This is a genomic window from Ciceribacter sp. L1K23 (assembly GCF_018122705.1).
Classification (GTDB): Bacteria; Pseudomonadota; Alphaproteobacteria; order Rhizobiales; family Rhizobiaceae; genus Allorhizobium.
Map to the genome: position 1 here is coordinate 369,682 of NZ_JAGRRC010000002.1, position 20,893 is coordinate 390,574.

The following is a 20,893-nucleotide window of genomic DNA, read 5'->3' on the forward strand; positions in this document are numbered from 1 at the left end:
GCCGATCAGGTCGGCCAGCCTTTCCATTTGATCCATCGGCCGTGGAAATCGGCACGGCCGATTTCGTGGTTCTCGCCGGTTGGCCAGAGTTGAAGGCTGATCGATGCGCCATCCGGCTCTCCGTCAGCCTCGACCTGCAGGCGGGCCAACGGCGCGCGTGTCGTTGCCCTTGCGCCGGCTGCGGCGATCAATGCCTCACCCTTTTGCTTGAGTTCCGTCGGCAGATACTGCCAAGCGATCGTGTGGTAGACGACATGGCATTGGCCAGCGTGATCTCTTCGCAGCCTGGATTCCAGCCAGTCGACTGCGTCGGCGCGTTCCACCTTTAGCCCATCCTGTCGGGCGATCGCCAATGCCGCGCGGGTGCGTTCCAGCCGGTCCTGCTGGTCCGCCCAGATGTACGAGGTAAGGCGAAGGCAATCGTCGGGCGAGGCCGGGTCGAGTGGGTTGAGATCGCAGCCGGCTCTCCCCGCAACAGATACCTGCGCTCGAGGTGGCGGTTCCCCCTCCCAGTCCGGGGCGAGAACGACGCTGCTGTCATCGCCCCAGGCAAAATCCCCGAGCCGGTAGGCATAGCGATCCCAGCGGAGATTGAGGCCTGCACTTGCGCCGACCTCGGACAGGACGAGCGGTTTGTCGCAGCGGTCCGCGATCGTGAGAAACGCTGGCAACAGGGCCGATGACCTGCGAACCTCGTTTGTCTGGGGGGCGGATTTCAACCGGTCCAGGATAAAGCTTTCATGCAGAACGAAGGCGTTTCGACAGGCGTGCCACAATGCTTCGTCGGAAGAATTTTCCGGCGGATAGACGGCCGCAAGACCTTCATCAGATTCTGATATCACCAGCGCATGCAGCGCTCCCGCGAGGCGAAGGGCAAGAGCGTCGCCGGTGCCGGTCGGATTGCCCTTCCACTCAAGAATGACCCGTTCGACGGCGCTGTCCCGGCTCAGGCGTTGCGCGGCCAGCCGACACAGACGGCCGGTAAAGGCCGAACCGAGTGTTTCGCAGGCTTCGGCCTGGCGGACAAAAGACACCCGGATATCAGCTTCGTTCGTCATACTGTCCTCTACAGAGGCCGATCCTTGGGATCGAACTGCACGATGGTGATCCATGTTGCCGTCAAAGCCGGCTTTCGCTCGTCCTCGATCTCGACGGAAACCTCGTAGGTGGTCATCAGCATTCCGGCTCCGCGAAAGCGGGCGTCGGCCAGCACGAAGTGGCCCCGGATGCGTTTGCCGCTCTTGACCGGTGACATGAAGCGGACGCGATCGAAGCCGTAGTTTATCCCCATTGTCTGTTCGCGGATTTTTGGCAGCGCGTCGTAGTTCATAGCGGACAAGAGCGACAGCGATAGGAAGCCGTGCGCGATGGTTCCACCAAATGGAGATTCGGCCAGTGCCCTTTCCGGGTCGACGTGAATGAACTGGTGATCGTCCGTCGCGGCCGCGAAAGCATCGATCATGGTCTGGTCGACGGTGATCCATTTCGACAGGCCGATCTCCTGTCCGACGAGGGATTCGACCTCGACCAAGGAAATTTCGCGCGCCATCTCACCTCACTTGCGAACCAAACACACTGAAAGCTTATAGGAGACGTCAACGCGTAGGAATATCCCGCGCTGGCGGCAAGGTCATGAAATCGTTACTGCTCGACGAAGAATTCGACGCTTCGAGGTTTGATGCGGAATGCGGCGGATGCCCGTTCGGATGGGAGCTTTCGCCACTTTTTCGTCGTCGCCGACGATGGCAGCTGGACGTCGAGGGTATCGTGGCTGCGATTGAAAACGACCGCCAGGCGTGCCGGCTTCGACCTCTCCGTGTCACCGGTGGCGAGTATCATGGTCAGGAGCGAACCCTCCGCCGCTTCCCAATCCGCAACACTCATCGCGGTACCCTCTGCTGTCAGCCATTCGACATCCGAGTCGCCGGAAAAAAAGTCCGTCCCCGCGAAGACGTCAAAGCGTTTGCGGAGTGCGGTAAGGAAAGCCGTGTGGTCAATCAGGCTCTGATCGGCATGTTGCCAATCCAGCCAAGTCATCTCGTTATCCTGGCAATAGGCATTGTTGTTGCCGTGCTGAGTGCGGCCAAATTCGTCGCCGGCGGTCAGCATGATCGTGCCTCGGCTGGCGAACAGCGTCGACAGTAGAGCGGCTACGTCCCTGATCCTGTTGTTGCGTACCGCCCTGTCCTGTGTTTCCCCTTCGACGCCGTTGTTCCATGAGAAGTTTTCGTCATGGCCGTCCCGGTTGTCCTCGCCGTTCTTGCCGTTGCGCTTGTGGCTGTGGGAGACAAGATCCAGAAGCGTGAAGCCATCGTGGGCGGCCACGAAGTTGACGGTCCTGCTGGCGGCGTGATCCTCCTTGCCGAAGATGTCGGATGAACCCGCCAGCGCGGTGGCGATCTGGCCCGTCATGTGAGCGTCTCCCCGCCAGTAGCGTCGCACCGTGTCGCGGGCGCGGTCGTTCCACTCCAGGAAGGGTGTCGGGAAATTGCCGAGCTGGTAGCCTCCGGGACCCACATCCCATGGCTCCGCGATCAGGATACGGTCGCTCAGAACTTCGTCGCTGCTGATGGCATGAAGTGTACGGGAGGACGTGTGGAAGCCGGTCGCAGTCCTTCCAAGAATCGGCCCGAGGTCGAAGCGGAAGCCGTCGACGCCGGTGTTCATCACAAAATGGCGCAACGAGTCGACGATGAGGCGGCGAACATAGAGGTGGTCGCAGGCCAGCGTATTGCCGCATCCCGTGTCATTGACCAGCACGCCGGGATTGTCGGGCAAGTGCCGATAACAGGACAGGTTGTCGAGGCCGCGCAGCGACAGCGTTGCGCCATGACGATCGCTTTCACCAGTGTGGTTGAAAACCAGATCCAGGATCACGCCGATGCCCTCGGCGTGAAGGGCGGCGACGGTGTCTCGAAGTTCTTTCACTCCACCCGGTGCAAGGCGGGGATCGATCGCCATCAGGGCGATCGGATTATAACCCCAGCCATTTGTCAGGCCAAGCGGCGGCAGATGGCGTTCGTCGATCCAGGCCACGATCGGCATAAGTTCGACCGCGTCGACACCAATCCGTTTCAAGTGGGCAAGTACGGCAGGATGGGCCAAGGCGGCGACCGTACCGCGCTGCGCTTCGGGAACGTCGGGATGAAGGCGGGTGAAGGATTTCACCCCAAGCTCGTAGATAAACGAACCCGGCCCGAAGAAGGGCATGACTACCTTCGCCGGCCGATCCTGCGTCACGATCGCCTTCGGCACAATACTGGCGGTATCCTCACCGAAGACGCTCAGCCGCCGGTCATGCGCGAATGGCCGGTCGAGTTCCTTCGCGTAGGGATCGACCAGCAGTTTCGACGGGTCGAACCAGAAGCCGTGATCGGGCTGATACCGCCCATGGGCGCGATAGCCGTAACGCGCGCCTTCACGCACGCCTTCGACATGCAGTTGGTAAAGATCTCCGCCTGTCCTTTGCATCGGCAGACGGGCGATCTCGTCTTCGCCGGTGTGGTCGAAAAGGCAGAGGTCGATATTTTCCGCATGGTGCGACCAGACGAGGAAATCCGCTCCCGTCTTCGTCAGCGAGACGCCACCCTGTCTCGGCTCCGCCTGTGTCACGATGTTCGCCTCAGGTTATGACGGTGGGAGTATCCATGACCGTATGGCTGCGGATCTTGGCTATCGATTCAGCCGCGGCGATAAGGTCGGCAAGTGCCGACTGCGTCTCGATATCGTGGCGGGACGGATCAGGCTCATAACGCTCGACATAGACGCGAAGTGTCGCTCCCGACGTTCCCGTTCCCGACAGTCGGAAGACGACACGGCTGCCCCCCTCAAAGAGCACCCGAATGCCCTGGTTCTTCGACACCGATTGATCGACCGGATCATGATAGGCAAAGTCATCGGCCGCCTCGACGGTCAGGTCGCCGATCCGTGAGCCGGGAAGGGTGTCGAGCTTTGCCCGCAGTTCGCTCATCAAGGTATTCGCGCGCTCGGTGTCGATACCTTCGTAGTCGTGACGCGAATAGTAGTTCCGGCCAAATTCCGCCCAGTGCTTGACAACAATGTCCCTGGCGCTTTCGCGTCGGGCGGCGATGATGTTCAGCCAGAACAGAACGGCCCAAAGACCATCCTTTTCGCGCACGTGGTTCGATCCGGTGCCGAAGCTCTCCTCGCCACAGACGGTGACCTTGCCGGCGTCGAGCAGGTTGCCGAAATACTTCCAGCCGGTGGGGGTTTCGTAGATGCCGAGCCCCAGCTTCTCCGCAACCCTGTCGGCTGCGGCGCTTGTGGGCATGGAGCGGGCGATGCCGGCGATGCCGTCAGCGTAGCCGGGGGCTAGTTTCGCGTTCGCGGCGATGATTGCCAGGCTGTCGGAGGGTGTGACGAACATGCCCTTGCCGACGACCATGTTGCGGTCGCCATCCCCGTCCGAGGCCGCGCCGAAATCCGGACCTGAAGGGCTCATGACGTCGTCGTAGAGTTCCTTGGCGTGAACCAGGTTCGGGTCCGGATGGTGGTGGCCGAAATCGGGCAGCGGGATTGCATTTCTGACCGAGCCCGCAGGGGCGCCCAACCGTTTCTCAAGGATTTCTGTCGCGTAGGGTCCGGTGACGGCACTCATGGAATCGATCACGACGCGGAAACCCGACTTGATCAGGGAGCGTATCGCATCGAAGTCGAACAAGCTCTCCATCAACTCGACATAGTCGGCGACAGAATCGATGACCTCGACGGTCATGCCGGCCACATCGGCCGTGCCGATCCGGTCGAGATCGATGTCTGCAGCCTCCACGATCTTGTAGGTTTCGATAGACTTGGAGCGCTCGAAGATCGCGTCGGTGATGCGTTCGGGAGCCGGGCCACCATTGCCGATATTGTACTTGATCCCGAAATCTTCCGTCGGGCCGCCGGGATTATGGCTGGCGGAAAGCACGATGCCGCCAAAGGCCTGGTACTTACGGATGACATGAGAGGCAGTCGGTGTGGACAAGATACCAGCCTGGCCGACGAGAACCTTGCCGAAGCCATTGGCGGCGGCCATCCGGATCGCCTTCTGGATGACTTCCCGGTTAAAGTACCGGCCATCACCACCGATGACGAGCGTCTTGCCGGCGAAGCCCTCGAGACTGTCGAAGATCGACTGGATAAAGTTTTCCGCGTAATTCTCCTGCTGGAAAACGGGTACCTTCTTCCTCAGTCCGGACGTTCCCGGCTTCTGATCCGAATAAGGTTTGGTGGTGATCGTCAGGATCATCTGTCATTGGCCTTTCGAGGTGAGGCTTTTATAAAGGTCTGCATATCGGGCGGCGCTGCGGCCCCAGGAAACATCGGATTTCATCCCGGCCTTCTGCATCTGCCCCCACGTCTTGTCATCTCGGTAGAGCCTGAACGTGCGACGCAGGGCCTGGCGAAGACCTTCGACTGTCACCGGCCAGAACTGGATGCCTGTTGCCGCTTGTGAGGCAAGGGCCGCCTCATTGGCGTCGATGACGGTATCGTTCAGGCCGCCGGTCCTTGCGACCACGGGCACGCAGCCGTAGCGCAGCCCGTAGAGTTGAGTCAGACCACAGGGTTCGAAGCGGGACGGGATCAGGATCGCGTCGCTGCCGGCCTGCATCAGATGAGACAGCGGTTCGTCATAACCGATCTTCACGCCGACGCGTGACGCATGGCGCGACGCCGCATGGACCAGAGCGCCCTCGATGCCAAATTCGCCGGAACCGAGCACCACCAGTCTCCCGCCAGCGGCAATAATCTGATCGACCACGTCCGGCAGCAGGTCCATTCCCTTCTGCCATGTCAGCCGGGAGATGACGCAAAACAGCGGTCCGTCGTCATCGTCGATCGAAAAGGCCTGCGCTAATGCGGTCCGGTTCGCTTTTCGTTTTTTCAGCGAGGCGGACGTATAGCCGCTGTCAATCGACGGGTCTCTCGCCGGATTCCAGATCGTGGCGTCGATGCCGTTGACGATACCATGAAGATCCGGCGCGCGGCTTCCGATAACCCCTTCAAGACCCATCCCGAATTCCGGCGTAAGAATCTCTTCGGCATAGGATGGGCTGACGGTGCTGATCGCATGCGCGGTCAGCAGGCCGGCCTTCATGAAGCTCATCGTGCCATAGTATTCCAGCACTTCCATGAACGCATGCGGCGGAAGCTGCAGCCCCCCGAAATGCTCGGCGGGAAACTGGCCCTGGAACGCGATGTTATGGATCGTCAGAAGGCTCGGTATCTCGGGCGCCTCGGCATAGCGCATGTAAACTGGCGTGAGTGCAGCTTGCCAGTCGTGGGCATGCACGAGGTCGGGGCGCCAGTCGGGCAGGAGGCCGGCTGCGATCTCCGCTCCGGTCTGGGCGAGTGCTGCAAAACGCTTCCAGTTGTCCGGATAGTCCTTTCCGGCCTGATCGAGATAGGGGCCACCCTTGCGATTGAAGAAGCCCGGGGCGTCCAGCAGGAGAAGGTCCAGCCCCATGAACGAAACGGACAGAAGGGTCGCCCGTTCGCCTAGCACCTCGCCCAAATCCACAAGCTTTCGGGTCGTTCCGACCGCTGACAATACCGAGGGATAGGCCGGAAGCAGGGTGCGGACTTCGACGCCATGGTCCTTGAGTGCCAGTGGCAGCGCACCGGTGACATCGGCGAGCCCACCGGTCTTCACCAGCGGGAACAGTTCCGAGGCGACGGAAAGGATTTTCATCAGCCCACGTTACTCCAGCTTGTCGATCATCGCCTGGGTGATCAGGCATATGCCGTTCTCGCTTCGGCGGAAGCGCTTGGCGTCCATTTCCGGATCTTCGCCCACGACGAGACCCTCCGGGATCACCACGCCGTGGTCGATCACGACGTTGGTCAGTCGCGCATACCGGCCGATCTGCACCTTCGGGAGGATGACCGCACCTTCGAGACGGGAATAGGAATTCGCCCTAACGCCGGTAAAGAGCAGGCTTTTGTAGAGCGCCGAGCCGGAAATGATGCAATCACCGGAGACCAGCGAAGAAATCGCCGAACCACGGCGGCCGTCGTCGTCATGGACGAACTTCGCCGGCGGGTTGATTTCCGCATAGGTCCAGATCGGCCAGGACTTGTCGTAGATGTCGAGTTCGGGAACGATGTCCGTCAGGTCGATGTTTGCCTGCCAGTATGCGTCGATCGTTCCGACGTCACGCCAATACGGCGTGCGTTCGAAATCCGAGCGCACGCACGACTGGGCAAAACGGTGTGCCACAGCCCTGCCGTTCTGGACGATATAAGGGATGATGTCCTTGCCGAAGTCGCGGCTGGAGTTCGGGTCCGCCGCGTCCCGCCTCAAGATGTCCATCAGGAAACGGGTGTGGAAGACGTAGATACCCATCGAGGCGAGCGCGAAATCCTCGTTGCCGGGGATGCCCGGCGGGTCGGCGGGCTTTTCCACGAAGGCGATGATGTCGTCCTTCTCGTTGACATGCATCACGCCGAAGCCGGTGGCTTCCATGCGGGGCACCTCCATGCAGCCGATCGTCACGTCCGCACCGGAGTCGACATGCTGCTGGAGCATGAGCTCATAGTCCATCTTGTAGATGTGATCGCCCGCCAGGATGACCATGTATTCCGGACCGTAGGGCTCGATGATGTCGATGTTCTGGTACACGGCATCTGCAGTGCCTTCATACCATTGTGTCTCCGATACGCGCTGGGAGGCCGGCAGGACGTCGAAGCTTTCGTTTCGCTCCGGGCGGAAGAAGTTCCAGCCGTGCTGCAGATGACGGATCAGCGAATGGGCCTTGTACTGGGTCGCGACGCCGATGCGGCGAATGCCGGAATTCAGCGCGTTGGATAGCGCGAAATCGATGATGCGAGCCTTGCCGCCGAAATAAACGGCTGGTTTTGCCCGGCGGTCGGTCAGTTCCTTAAGCCGGCTCCCTCGTCCGCCAGCCAGAACATAGGCCATCGCGTCACGTGCCAGTGGCTGGATCCTCTTTTCCGACATGGTACCCTCCCGTACTAAAGCTATTCTTGTTCCAGCATGACAACCGCCAAAGGAGGCAGCGTCAAGTGCGCGCGTATGGCGCCGTCTCCGTCCCGCTTCGCGTCCACCCGTCCGCCATTGCCCTTACCGCTGCCGCCATAAATTTCGGCATCCGTGTTCAGGATTTCACGCCATCTCCCCTCCGCCGGAAGAGGGATGCCGTGACGTTCGCGATAGGTCGGGGTGAGATTGCAGATCACGACGACGGGCTTTTCTCCGGGCGCCTTGCGCTGCCATGCAAAGATCGAATTGTCCTCATCATCCGCGACCAGCCACTCGAACCCTTCGCCCTCGCAATCGCGCGCGTGCAGCGCGGGTTTGGAGCGGTAGGTGAAGTTCAGGTCTCTGACCAGACGCCGCATTCCCTCGTGGAGATGATATTGCAGGAGCGTCCAGTCCAGTGACTGGCTTTCGCTCCATTCGCTCCACTGCGCGAACTCCTGACCCATGAACAGCAGCTTCTTGCCGGGATAGCCCCACATGAAGGCATAGTAGGCCCGCAGATTGGCGAACTTCTGCCAGTCGTCGCCCGGCATCTTGGCGATCATCGATCCCTTGCCGTGAACGACTTCGTCGTGCGAGATCGGAAGTACGAAGTTTTCGCTGAAGGCGTAGATCAGGCCGAAGGTGATCTCCTGGTGGTGGTACTTGCGATGAATGGGATCGCGCTGGAAATAGCTCAGCGTGTCGTGCATGAAGCCCATGTTCCACTTGAAGCCGAAGCCCAAACCGCCTTCATGAACCGGTTGAGAGACCTTCGGCCACGACGTGGACTCCTCCGCGATCGTCATCACGCCGGGATGCGTTCCATAGACATGGCGGTTCATCTGCTGGAGGAAACGCACGGCCTCGAGATTTTCGCGGCCGCCATACTCGTTGGGAACCCACTCGCCTTCCTTCCTCGAATAGTCGAGGTAGAGCATCGACGCCACCGCATCGACACGCAGGCCGTCCAGGTGGAATTTCTCGGTCCAGTAGAGAGCATTGTTGACGAGGTAGGACACGACCTCGGTGCGGCCGAAATTGTAGATCGCCGTGTTCCAGTCGGGATGAAAGCCCTGTCTCGGATCTTCATGCTCGTAGAGCGCCGTGCCGTCGAACCAGCGCAGGCCATGAGCATCGGTGGGGAAGTGCGCCGGCACCCAGTCAAGGATGACGCTCAGGCCGACCTTGTGGCAGCCATTGACGAATCGGGCAAAGCCTTCGGGCTCACCAAAACGTGCCGTCGGGGCATAAAGCCCGGTGGTCTGATAGCCCCAGGATGGATCATAGGGGTGTTCGGTAACCGGGAGGAACTCGATATGGGTGAAGCCCATATCGACGCAATAGGGAATGAGGCGATCCGCCATCTCGTCCCACGACAGCATCGAACCGTCGTTGCGCCGTTGCCACGAGCCCGCGTGAACCTCGTAAATCGATATCGGCTGGCGTCTCTGGTCCACGGAGGACCAGTGCTGACGGTGGGATTGATCTTCCCATTTGACCGACAGTTCGTCCGCCGTCACCGACGCATTCTTGGGGCGCAGTTCGGCGCGCCGCGCGTAAGGGTCCGCCTTGAGCGGCAGCAATTCGCCGTTCTTGCCGATCACTTCGAACTTGTAGGCCGCGCCGGCGTGAACATCCGGGGCGAATATCTCCCAGATGCCGGTATCGCGCCGCAAGCGCATGACATGCCGACGGCCATCCCAGTCGTTGAAGTCTCCGACCACCGATACCCGCCGGGCATTTGGAGCCCAAACGGCGAAGTGGAAACCGTCGACACCCTGATGACGCATCGGATGAGCGCCCATCTTGTCGAACAGGCGCAGGTGGGAGCCTTCCCTGACGAAATAGTCGTCCATCGGTCCGAGAACGGGCCAGAAGCTGTAAGGGTCGGTGACCGTCCATTCTGCATCGACGCGCACCGCCCGATAGCGAACCGGAAAGACGCCGTCGACATTGACCGGTCCCGCAAAGAAACCAGCCGGATGGCGACACGAGAGTTCGCCAACGACGGTTCCGTCAAGAAGAAGAGCCGTCACCTTCTCGGCGCCGGGGATAAAGCAGCGGGCTTCGTATCCGCTTGACGTCTCATGGACTCCCAGCACCGCGAAGGGGTCGCCGTGCGTGCCGTTGATGATCGCTTCGATCTCCTCCGGCGAGGGCCGTGCTTGCTGGTCTGGCTGTACGGCTCTCTTCGGCGATTTGGCCATCAGGCGCCCCAGATTTCTGATGCGTACTGACGGATCGTACGATCGGATGAGAACCAGCTCATTCTTGCCGTGTTGCGGATGGTCTTCGAATACCAGCTGACCGGGTCGCTCCAAATCGCATCCACCTGCCGTTGGGCACGCGCGTATGCGTCGAAGTCCGCCGCCACCATGAACCAGTCGTGCTCGTAGATGCCCTCGATCAGTTCAGAGAAACGACTACGGTCGTCGGGAGAAAACACACCCGACGCGATTGCGGAGAGCGCCTGCGACAATTCCCGCGATTCCTCTATCACTGCGCGCGGATTGTGTCCGTCGGACCGAACCTTGGCGACTTCGTCCGCTGTCAATCCGAATATCACAATATTGTCCTCGCCCACATGATCACGCATTTCGACGTTCGCGCCATCAAGCGTTCCGATCGTCAATGCTCCATTCAACGCAAGTTTCATGTTCCCGGTTCCCGACGCTTCCATGCCGGCGGTGGAAATCTGCTCGGAAAGGTCGGCGGCTGGCACCATCGTTTCGGCCAACGATACGTTGTAGTTGGGGATGAAGACCACTTTCAGCAGGCCGCGGACGGACGGATCGTTGTTGATGACGCGGGCGACATCATTGGCGAGTTTGATGATCAGCTTGGCATTGTGATAGCTCGGCGCTGCCTTGCCGGCGAAAAGCTTCACCCGCGGCACCCAGTCACGCTCAGGATGCGAGCGCATCTCGTCATACAGCGCAACGGTCTCGATTATGTTGAGGAGTTGTCGCTTGTACTCGTGAATGCGCTTGATCTGGATGTCGAACAGGGCGGAGGGATCGAGGCGGATCCCCATGCGGCTTGTCACAAGGTTGGAGAGCCGCTCTTTGTTCGCGCGCTTGACGGCTGCAAACTTCTCCTGGAACGATGGGTCGTCCGCAAGCGCATCAAGCGACCGCAACTGTTCGGTGTCGTCGAGGAAGGCGTCCCCGATGGCCTCTCGGATCAAGCCGGTAAGCTGCGGGTTACATTGCATCAGCCACCTACGCGGAGTGATGCCATTCGTCTTGTTGTTAATGCGATCCGGATAGAGCTTGTGAAGGTCGGCAAAAACCGTCTCCTTCATCAGCTCTGTATGAAGAGCGGAGACGCCATTGATGGAATGCGAGCCGACGAAGGCGAGGTTCCCCATTCGCACGCGCCGGCCGCCATTTTCGTCGATGAGCGAGATGTGCCTGATGGCAGCGTCCTGAAGCTGACGGTCCTTGCGGGCGTAGAGAAGTATCTTTGCGTTGATCGCGTAAGCCAATTGCATGTGGCGTGGCAGCAGGCGCTCGAACAGCGGTACCGGCCAGCTTTCCAAGGCCTCCGGCAGCAGCGTGTGATTGGTGTAGGAGAAGGTCTTGCGGGTGATCTCCCACGCTTCGTCGAAGTCCACGCCGTGCACGTCGCACAACAAGCGCATCAGCTCGACCACGGAAACGGCCGGGTGAGTATCGTTCAACTGGATGGCGACCTTGTCGGGAAGCATCGCAAGTGTGTTGCCCTGCTGGATATGGCGTCTCAGAATATCCTGGAGCGAGGCCGAACAGAAGAAATACTCTTGTCTCAGCCGCAGTTCCTGGCCTGCCGATGTGGCATCTGCCGGGTAGAGAACCCTGGTCAGGCTTTCGGCCTTGTTGCTTTCGCGCAGAGCGCCGATATGGTCGCCGGCGTTGAAAGCATCGAGCAGGATCGGGTCGATCGGCTGGGCAGACCAAAGGCGCAGCGTATTGACGCGCTCGCCGCGCCAGCCGACGATTGGCGTGTCGTAGGCGGTCGCAATGACGCGCTCGCTCGGCTTCCAGAGATAGCGGGCGTCCTCTGAGCCGTTGACCACGGTTTCAACCGTGCCGCCAAAGCCGACCTCGTATGACGATTCCCGTCTTTCGAACTCCCACGGATTGCCGTGGGCCAGCCACGTCTCCGGCAGTTCCACCTGCCATCCGTCGGCCATCTGCTGGCGGAAGAGGCCGTGGACGTAACGAATGCCATAGCCATAGGCCGGAATGTTGACGGTCGCCATGGATTCCATGAAGCAGGCCGCCAGCCGGCCGAGGCCGCCGTTACCGAGGGCGGCATCCGGCTCGAGGCCGGCAATGACGTCGATATCGACACCAAGCGTCACGAGTGCGGCGCGAATATCCTCGACCAGCCCCAGGTTCGACATCGCGTCGCGCATCAACCGGCCGATGAGGAATTCGAGCGACAGATAATAGACGCGCTTGGAATTCGACTTGTAGGTTCCTCGGGTGGATTCCATCCAGCGGTCGATGATGCGATCGCGTACCACCAGGATGGTCGCCGTGAGCCAATCGTGCGGCGTGGCGACCTTTGCATCCTTGCCGATGCCATATGTCAGACGCTCGATGATTTCGGCGGCGATTATCTCCGGATTGGTCTCTCGCGGTTTGGGAAGCGGCAGATCGGTCTTGTGTTCCGTCTTCATCGCCATCTCGACACCCCGCTTGTGTTTTCGCCCTGCATGAACGTGGCCGATTCAATTGACCGGGCGAACGTCCTCGAAGCAGTTTATGCACCGTTGCGGGACACATGCAACATGGGATTTGGCGGGCCGGGTAAATCCGGATCGGGGTCGTCGAAGCCGACAAATTACTGTTTTCAAACGCGAAGCGCCGCAGGTGCTGCCCACCTGCGGCTGCGAGATTCCAAACTTGGCGCGGGATCAGTTCGTAAGACGGGTACCTGCCTGGGAGGCTTCCTCGCCGATGCGCCTGAACGAGGCAACCAGTTCTTCCGCGTCGTTGGCATCGAAGTAGTGGGAACTTGTGCTCGCGCAGTAGCTGAGCAGTGCCTGTCCTCGCGACGGAGCCATGAAGGCCACGCTGTATATTTCAATTCCGTCCGCCTTGGCCTTGTCGCACCAGGACTTGGTCGCGGTGTCATCACTGGTGTTGTTGTTGTCCCCGTCCGTCAGGAAGACAATGTACTTGCTGGGCACCTGACCGTTCTTGTTTTTGTGGGCGGTGTTTTCGCTTGTTTTGATCAGCGATTGATAGGCCAACTTTACTGCGCCCGTCGACGCGGTGCCGCCAGTGGCCGACAACGCGTTTACATAGGACAGCGATTTGGCGGTACCCCAGGCGAGCTTCGTCTCGGTCTGGGTCGACGAATTGTACGATACGGTACCGGTCCGGACATATTGGGTGTCGGGATCCGCCTCATCGAGTTGTGCCGCCAAGTCCGCAACCGCAGCCTTCAGCGCATCGATCTTGATGATGTAGTTGGTCACAGTTCGATAGCACGTGCTCCATCCGCAACCATACGCTTCCTGTTTTGTCGGTTGAGCCGGGTTAACGGTATTCGTATTTTCTCCCATGGAGCCGGAACGGTCCACGACCAGGAACATCGACAACGCATTCTTGCTCTCTGTGGCGCTCTGGGATGTGCTGGTTGCCGCCAGCGTCACCTGCTTGAAGCCCAGCAATGCGGTCAGGCCGTTCAGTCCCAGGGTGTAATTGGCGTTTACGGTCACGTCGAACGAGTTCGCGGACTTCGAGGTGGAGGTGGAAACGGCGTTGATCACCGCTTCCTGCTTCAGACGTTCAAGCTCCTCGTTGACGCCGTCCCCTTCCGGGCCTGAGGATGAGCCGACCAGATTGGCCATCTGTGCGCCGAGGAACTCTCTTGCCAGTTCGACGGCTTCCTCCTCGCTGATGCCCTTGCTTGCCATGGCCGTGGCGGCTGCAAGCGATGCGGCATCGGCGGCGTTCTGCAGTTCCGACCGGACCTGGACCATGCGCGTCAGGTCTATCGCTATGCCGCCTGTGGCCAGTACCACCGGCAGAAGGAATGCGGTCATGATACCAAAGTTGCCGCTGCGGTCGGCGACAAGCTTCTTAAACGGGTTTTTGCTGTTGCGAGCGTCGAGCATCATGTTCTTCCACGAACAGAAATCACTGACGCGCTTTTACAGTGCAAACCTCTCAGTCTGTTTAAGCGGTAGCGTAAAAATTTAAGAAAGATGCCTCGTCCAGCTCATGGAACAGGTACGACATCCACGGCCTGTACGGTCTTGTGGTGGCCATAACTCTTGACGACGCCGATGACCGGCGCGACATCAGCGTAGTCCCGACCGTAAGCGACAACGACGTGGTCCGTCCCCGCGACGATATTGTTCGTCGGGTCGAGTTCGATCCATCCCATCGTCCTGCCGCACCATATCCTGACCCAGGCGTGCATGGCATCAGCGCCTTCCAGGCGCTCCTTCCCTGGCGGTGGAAGCGTGCGGAGAAATCCACTGACGTAGCCGGCCGGAATGCCCAGAGCGCGAAGTGCGAGGATCATGATGTGGGAAAAGTCCTGACACACTCCGCGCTTCAGCGCAAAAGCCTCCTTGGCCGTTGTGTCGACTGTCGTAGCCTTTGCATCGTATCGAAAATCCCTGTGTATCCGAGCGCACAGGGCTTCAGCGATCTGCCTGACGGTCTGCCCTGAGGTCACGCTCTCCCTGGCGTAGTCTGTTATTTCGCCGACCTCCTCCAGTTTCGGGCTTGGGCCGACGAAATGATGAGGCGAGTCGGGATCGAGCGCCCAATGATCCGCAAGCTCGTCCGGAAGTCTTGCGAGAAGGGGAGAGAGGTCTGCGGTCGGCAAAGGAGCCTGAACGGAAACACGGGCCTGCATCCTGATGTCCAGGCGCTCGTGTGGAGCACGCAGTTGCATGTAGGTTGCCGGGTGCTGGAAGAAGTCGATGAATGTCGCCGATTCATCGGGTTTGGGATCGATATGGACACTGCCGGCTACAAGCCGCTGGCGATCGGAAAGGGTCAGTGGCAAAAGGCGCAGAACGTGATGCGAGCCGGAGGCCGCGACATCGTAAACATAACTCATCCGTAGCGAGATATCGTAGAGCATGGCGCCTTATCTCAGATAGGTTTGAGCGAGTATGTCCGACAGTTTTTCCATTTCCATTTCCAGCCTGCCATAGACCTCCGCCGTCATGTTCTCAGGGACCATGACGGCGAGGCCGGAGTGCAGGCGCATGGCTTCCCGGAAGAAGGGAGACATTTGGCCGTTCACGGTGGCATTCGGCAATTGCTCGACCTCGGTCCGGATTTCATTCAGCTGAAACAGGATCGATCGCGGATTGAGCGGATCAAGCGCCAGAAGGTCTGTCACCGTGAGATGCGCGGTGCTGACATTGTAGCGTCTTCTGTGGGTCATGACGTTGTCGCCGATTTCCAGCAGCATATCGAGCGCACCGTCGGGCACGTCGTCTCGGGTGAGATGCCCGAGCAGCCGGGTCATATGGAGGCCCCGCTCCAGATAACGGCCGATCGTCAGGAACCGCCATCCGGTAAACCGGTACATGTTTTCGTGCACGAGACCGGCGAAGCCCGCCAGTTTGCGCAATAGCACCGTCATCGCGTGGGCGGCATCGTCGCCGGGCTTGACGCGCTCGTGGAAGCGCCTTGCCGTCTTGGCGAGATCCTTCAGGGCAAGCCAGCCGTCCGGAGAAAAACGGTCGCGGATATTGCTGGCAGAATAGACCGCGCTGTCGATGTCGCGAAGAAGGCTTTGAGGGACGCCCTTTTCCTCGGAAAGATCGACATCGAGGGCTTCCAGATAACGTGTCACGTCCGCGAGCAGAGGCTGGGACGGGTCGGCGGCCTCGGCAAAACGGCTGTGCCAGGCGCGAAGGATGCGCAGGGTCCCTTCCGCCCGCTCGATGTAGCGTCCGAGCCAGAACAGGTTGTCGGCCGCGCGACTGGGAAGACTTCCCGGCATGTTGCGGGTGAACGTATCGCTCTTTGGGAGGAGGGAGGCGTGCTCGACCGGTTTGTCCGAGACGATCCAAACGTCGGCTGCGCTTCCGCCCTGCTGCATGGCGATTGCCGTCGCATCGACATCGTTGCCGATGCGGGCGAACCCTCCGGGCATGATCTGCCAGCCATCTTTCGTGCGGGCCGCGTAGACACGCAGGCTCATCGGCCGGGGCTTCAGTTTTCCATCGACCAGCGCCGGGGTCGTCGACAGTGTCACGACCTCCTGGCCAACCAGCTTGCTGCCATCCGTCTCCAGCCAGCGGGCAATGGAATCCTGCGCGGAGCTGCGCAAGGACGATCCGAGTACGGACCGGCCGTTGTCGTCGAAGAAGGGCATGCAGGAATAGGCCGGTCCGATCACCATGCGGTCGATATTGCGCGAGACATGCTCGCGTTCCGACTTTTGGCCGCACCACCATGTCGCGACCGAGGGCAGCATCAGATCCTCGCCAAGCAGATGCCGACAGATCGTCGGCATGAAGGCGAGCAGCGCCCGCGTCTCAAGGATACCGGATCCCAGCGCATTCACGAAGGTCACCTTCCCGGTGCGCATGGCCTGGGTGATGCCCGGTGTGCCGATATGGGAATTGTGGTTCAGCTCCAACGGGTCGGCATAGGCGGCGTCGAGGCGTCTCCACAGAACGCTGATTGGCTTCAGTCCCGCCACGGTCCGCACCATCACCCGGCCGTCGACGACGGCGAGATCCTCACCTTCGAGCAGCATTATCCCGAGGTAGCGGGCGATGTAGGCGTGTTCGTAATAGGTCTCGTTCGCCGTGCCCGGTGTCAGGACAGCAATCCGGTCGTCGGCATTCTGCTTGTGGCCCTGCAAGGCGTTTCGGAAGGCTCCAAAGAACGAGGCGAGCCGGTGAACGTGGGTGTCGGCGTAGATATCCGAGAAGGCGCGCGTCGTGGCGACCCGGTTTTCAAGCGCGAAGCCGGCGCCTGATGGCGCCTGGGTGCGATCGGCGAGTACCCACCAATTTCCGTCCGGACCGCGACCGATCTCGAAGGAACAGAAGTGCAGGTAATGCCCTCCAGACGGCGTTATGCCGGCCAGAGGACGCAAATATTCCGGGTTGGACGCGATAAGAGCGGGAGGAAGAAAGCCTTCCTCCACAAGTCGGTTACCGTTGTAGATGTCCGCTACCACGGCTTCGAGAAGATTGGCGCGCTGAACGAGCCCCGCCGACAGCGCTTCCCATTCCTTTTCGGCGATCAGGACCGGAATATGGGAAAAGGGCCAGGCCCGTTCGCTGTTCTGGCTGGAATCGTAGGCTCGGTAGAACACACCGGCGTCGCGAAGATAGCGATCGGCGCGGGCGAAGCGCTCGTGCAGTTCCTGCTCCGACATCGCTTCCACGGCCGACACGAATTTCTGCCAGACCGGCCGGATGCGGCCCTCGGCGTCCACCATTTCGTCGGCAATGCCCGTCAACGGGCGGTAGTCCCGTGCCCGCACGCCGTTGCCTTTCTGTCGTTGCGATCCGTGTTCCGCCGCAGCCTCTATCGCCATTTACAATCCTTGATGCCGCCGGAGATCCAGGGTGTGCGGAAATTCCGGCGAGACCGGTTCCGGCGACAGCACGTAATTTCCGGCGGTATGTCCCCAGGCTTCGAAGCGGGCAAGGCGTCTCGCCTGGGCCTCATTGCCATTCACAGGGAATGTCTCATAGTTGCGTCCGCCGGGATGGGCAACATGATAGACACAGCCGCCAATCGACCGTGCCGACCACGTATCATAGATGTCGAATGTCAACGGCGAGTTGACAGGCAGCACCGGGTGAAGTCCCGATGCAGGCTGCCAGGCCTTGTAGCGCACGCCTCCCACGGCGACGCCGTTCATGTCCGTTTGCATCAACGGAACCATGCGACCGTTGCAGGCGACCCGGTAGCGATCCGGATTTGCGGTTTCCAACCGCACCTGCAGCCGCTCCACGGACGAGTCGACAAACCTGACGGTGCCACCGATCGCACCCTGTTCGCCCATGACATGCCATGGTTCAAGCGCCTGCCGTAGTTCCAGCTTAGAGCCCTCGTACTCGACCTCTCCGTAGAAGGGAAAACGAAACTCGAGCTGCGCCGTAAACCACTCGGGTCGCACATCGAACCCGTTATCCTTGAGATCGGCCAGCACCTCGAGAAAGTCCTGCCAGATATAGTGGGGCAGCATGAATCGGTCGTGGAGCGAGGTGCCCCAGCGGACGAAACGACCGCTGGTCGGGTTTTTCCAGAATCGCGCGATCAGGGCGCGGATCATCAGTTGCTGCGCTAGACTCATGCGGGCGTTCGGCGGCATCTCGAAACCGCGAAACTCGACCAAACCCAGTCGCCCGGTGGGGCCATCGGGAGAGAACAGCTTGTCGATGCATATCTCTGAGCGGTGGGTGTTTCCGGTCACGTCGACCAGCAGATTGCGGAAGAGACGATCCACCAGCCAGGGCAGGGGCGGCTGGCCCAGTCCAGGGGCAGGCACCTGAGCAAGCGCGATCTCCAGCTCATAAAGGCTGTCATGGCGCGCCTCATCGATGCGCGGGGCCTGGCTTGTCGGGCCGATGAAGAGGCCGGAAAAAAGATAGGACAGCGACGGGTGGCGTTGCCAATGGAGCACGAGGCTCTTCAACAGGTCCGGTCGGCGCAGGAAGGGACTATCATTCGGATTGGCGCCTCCCACCACAACATGATTGCCGCCGCCCGTGCCGGTGTGGCGGCCGTCGATCATGAACTTGTCCGCTCCAAGACGGGACTGGCGCGCCTCTTCGTAGATCGCCTCGGTCGTCGCAACGCATTCCGACCAATTGGATGCAGGATGTATGTTAACTTCGATCACCCCGGGATCCGGCGCGACACGGATCACGTTCAGCCGTTCATCGTGCGGTGGAGCGTAGCCTTCGATGTGAACCGGGAGACCCAGGCTTTTAGCCGCGCGCTCCGTCGAGGCGATGAGATCGAGATAATCCTCGACCTTCTCCGTTGGCGGCATGAAGACGCAGAGGCGGCCGTCGCGGACCTCCACAGAGATGGCGGTTCGAACGTGGCCGTCGATCTCTTCCGGTGCGCGCTGCTGGGGTTGTCCCTTGTCCGAAAAGGCTTCGAAGTGGGCGGCCTGAAGCGGCTTTCCTTCATCGGCCCTGGGGTCCGGAAGAGGGCCGCGAGGAACAGTCGGATCGACCGGATGGATATAGGGAAAGGCCGAGGGCGGGATCCATGGCAGGGAGCCCAGCGGGAGGCGATACCCCACCGGACTGTCTCCCGGAACGAGGAAAATGCGCCCTCTGCGGGTTCGCCACTTCTCGCTTACCCATCGGTGCCCGCCTGCCTTAGCGTTCCAGGCCTGAACCGGCAGCACATAACCTGCAGGCTTCGTCAGGCCGCGCTCGAAAACGCGGGCGATGCGGTTCCGCTCTTCCGGATCCTCAAGCTTTGAATTGGACGGGTCGACGTTGTCCGGAAGGTTCCCTTCCTTCAGCAACCATTCGCCAGGGTCCTCGAAGGCGGGTACGACCATCTCGGGCGCGATATCGAGTTCGCTAGCGATTGCGTCCAGCAATCGTCCGGCATCATCCTGGACGACGGAGTAGGACTTTCCTTCGACCGCGACCAGGTTTTCGTCCGACCAGATCGGCTTTCCGTCGCGTCGCCAGTAGAGCGAGAAGGTCCAGCGGGGCAGGCTTTCGCCGGGGTACCACTTTCCCTGACCATAATGGAGGAAACCGCCCGGCGCGAACCTGTCGCGTAGTCGACGGATCAGTGTGTCCGCAAGGGCTCGCTTTGTCGGTCCAACCGCGCCGGTATTCCACTCATCCGACTGGAAGTCGTCGATGGAAACGAATGTCGGTTCGCCTCCCATGGTCAGGCGGACGTCCCGCGCCTGAAGCTCTGCGTCGACCTTGCGTCCGAGGTCGTTCAGTTCATCCCACGCCTCGTCGGAGAAGGGTTTGGTGATGCGCGGATGTTCGGCGACGCGACGCACCTGCATGTCGAAGACGAAGTCGGTATTGGCCTCGCCGAAATAGCCTCCCGAAATGGGCGCGGCATTCCGATAATGGGGCGCTGCGGCCAAGGGGATATGGCTCTCGCCGGTGAGCAGGCCGGATGTCGGATCAAGGCCGATCCAGCCGGCGCCGGGGATGTAGACTTCCGCCCAAGCATGCAGGTCGGTGAAATCGACCTTCGTTCCGGACGGACCGTCCAGCGCCTCCAAATCGGGTTTCAGCTGGATCAGATAGCCGGAGACGAAGCGGGCGGCCAAGCCCAGGCGCCTGAGGACCTGCACAAGAAGCCAGCTGGTATCGCGACATGATCCGCGGCCGGACGTCAGGGTTTCGTGCGGAGACTGAACACCGGGCTCCATGCGGATGACGTACTGAATTTCGCTCTGGAGGCGGGCGTTGAGGCCAACGACCATGTCCACGGTGCCCTGGCCCGGGCTCTTGTCCAGCGTGTCCATGAAGGCCAGGATTGCCGGCGTGTCGGCTTCCGGCTTTTGGTAGATATGGAGGTCGTCGCGCAGGTCCTGCGGATAATCGAAGGGCCATTTCACCGCCTCTTCCTCGGTGAAGAAGTCGAAGGGGTTGTACACCGACATGTCGGCGACCAGGTCGACCTCGATCTTCAGTTCAGTAACCGGGTCCGGAAAAACGTAGCGGGCAAGATAATTGCCGTACGGATCCTGCTGCAGATTCACGAAGTGGTTTGGCGGGGAGACCTTTAAAGAGTGGCTGATGACCTTGGTCCGGGAATGGGCGGCTGGTTTCAACCTGATGATTTGCGGCCCGAGCCGGACGGGTTTGTCATATTTGTAATGCGTGAGGTGATAGATGCTCGCCTTGATCGCCATATTGCCGTTCGCCCTCCGCGCCCGATCTTGAAGCCGCCGGGCTGGGAGTGATCTTGTGCA

At 60.5% G+C, this 20,893-nt stretch carries 12 protein-coding genes; all 12 read right to left on the bottom strand.

What is annotated here, in order from left to right:
* Positions 1 to 5: 5 nt before the first annotated feature.
* A complete protein-coding gene (locus J5J10_RS20760) occupies positions 6 to 1,058 on the bottom strand; it encodes a DUF2332 family protein (protein WP_211931568.1) in 1,053 nt (350 codons plus the stop codon).
* An 8-nt stretch (positions 1,059 to 1,066) separates the two neighbouring features.
* Positions 1,067 to 1,549 (bottom strand): MaoC family dehydratase, encoded by a 483-nt coding sequence (locus J5J10_RS20765; protein ID WP_211931569.1) that lies wholly within the window; start codon positions 1,547 to 1,549, stop codon positions 1,067 to 1,069.
* Between the two features lie 92 nt (positions 1,550 to 1,641).
* Positions 1,642 to 3,612, bottom strand: a complete 1,971-nt coding sequence (glgX, locus tag J5J10_RS20770; protein ID WP_211931570.1) for a glycogen debranching protein GlgX — start codon at positions 3,610 to 3,612, stop codon at positions 1,642 to 1,644.
* Between the two features lie 10 nt (positions 3,613 to 3,622).
* A complete protein-coding gene (locus tag J5J10_RS20775) occupies positions 3,623 to 5,251 on the bottom strand; it encodes an alpha-D-glucose phosphate-specific phosphoglucomutase (RefSeq protein WP_211931571.1) in 1,629 nt (542 codons plus the stop codon).
* A 3-nt stretch (positions 5,252 to 5,254) separates the two neighbouring features.
* Entirely contained in the window at positions 5,255 to 6,694 is a 1,440-nt protein-coding gene (glgA, locus tag J5J10_RS20780; protein ID WP_211931572.1) for a glycogen synthase GlgA, read from the bottom strand.
* A gap of 9 nt (positions 6,695 to 6,703) precedes the next feature.
* Positions 6,704 to 7,963: a glucose-1-phosphate adenylyltransferase gene (glgC, locus tag J5J10_RS20785; RefSeq protein ID WP_211931573.1), complete on the bottom strand. Its 1,260-nt coding sequence runs from the start codon at positions 7,961 to 7,963 to the stop codon at positions 6,704 to 6,706.
* 20 nt (positions 7,964 to 7,983) lie between these two features.
* On the bottom strand, positions 7,984 to 10,194 hold the full coding sequence (gene glgB / locus J5J10_RS20790; protein ID WP_211931574.1) for a 1,4-alpha-glucan branching protein GlgB: 2,211 nt from the start codon (positions 10,192 to 10,194) through the stop codon (positions 7,984 to 7,986).
* Positions 10,194 to 12,653 (bottom strand): glycogen/starch/alpha-glucan phosphorylase, encoded by a 2,460-nt coding sequence (locus J5J10_RS20795; protein WP_211931809.1) that lies wholly within the window; start codon positions 12,651 to 12,653, stop codon positions 10,194 to 10,196. The genes glgB and J5J10_RS20795 overlap by 1 nt, the downstream gene beginning before the upstream one ends.
* Before the next feature lie 237 nt (positions 12,654 to 12,890).
* Positions 12,891 to 14,099, bottom strand: coding sequence for a TadE/TadG family type IV pilus assembly protein (locus tag J5J10_RS20800; protein WP_208553954.1), 1,209 nt, complete (start codon positions 14,097 to 14,099; stop codon positions 12,891 to 12,893).
* Positions 14,100 to 14,203: 104 nt separating this feature from the next.
* Positions 14,204 to 15,082 carry a transglutaminase family protein gene (locus tag J5J10_RS20805; protein WP_211931575.1) on the bottom strand — a complete coding sequence of 293 codons (879 nt, stop codon included), beginning with the start codon at positions 15,080 to 15,082 and terminating at the stop codon, positions 14,204 to 14,206.
* A gap of 6 nt (positions 15,083 to 15,088) precedes the next feature.
* Positions 15,089 to 17,509, bottom strand: a complete 2,421-nt coding sequence (locus J5J10_RS20810; protein WP_211931576.1) for a circularly permuted type 2 ATP-grasp protein — start codon at positions 17,507 to 17,509, stop codon at positions 15,089 to 15,091.
* The gene (locus tag J5J10_RS20815; protein ID WP_211931577.1) at positions 17,510 to 20,833 is read right to left on the bottom strand and encodes a transglutaminase family protein; all 3,324 of its coding nucleotides are present in this window, start codon (positions 20,831 to 20,833) and stop codon (positions 17,510 to 17,512) included.
* Positions 20,834 to 20,893 lie beyond the last annotated feature (60 nt).